Source organism: Streptococcus pseudopneumoniae, assembly GCF_001074975.1.
Taxonomy (GTDB): domain Bacteria; phylum Bacillota; class Bacilli; order Lactobacillales; family Streptococcaceae; genus Streptococcus; species Streptococcus pseudopneumoniae_D.
This window is the reverse complement of sequence record NZ_JUUO01000022.1, coordinates 1-254: the sequence shown is the minus strand read 5'-3', so window position 1 is coordinate 254 and position 254 is coordinate 1. Positions and strand designations below refer to the sequence as shown.

Sequence of the window (254 nt, the reverse complement as noted above, 5' to 3'; positions counted from 1 at the left end):
AAATGGCGCGAGACGGAATCGAACCGCCGACACATGGAGCTTCAATCCATTGCTCTACCAACTGAGCTACCGAGCCTTATTGCGGGAGCAGGATTTGAACCTACGACCTTCGGGTTATGAGCCCGACGAGCTACCGAGCTGCTCCATCCCGCGTTAATAAAAAAGGAGGATGTGGGATTCGAACCCACGCACGCTTTTACACGCCTGACGGTTTTCAAGACCGTTCCCTTCAGCCGGACTTGGGTAATCCTCCA

Annotated in this window: 3 tRNA genes; all 3 read right to left on the bottom strand. The window is 53.9% G+C overall.

What is annotated here, in order from left to right:
• Positions 1 to 3 precede the first annotated feature (3 nt).
• The 3 genes from ADI86_RS01025 to ADI86_RS01015 all read right to left on the bottom strand — a co-directional run bounded on the left by ADI86_RS01025 (position 4) and on the right by ADI86_RS01015 (position 253).
• Positions 4 to 76 (bottom strand) — tRNA-Phe (locus ADI86_RS01025).
• Between the two features lie 3 nt (positions 77 to 79).
• A tRNA-Met gene (locus ADI86_RS01020) sits at positions 80 to 153 on the bottom strand.
• 10 nt (positions 154 to 163) lie between these two features.
• Positions 164 to 253, bottom strand: a tRNA-Ser gene (locus ADI86_RS01015).
• Position 254 lies beyond the last annotated feature (1 nt).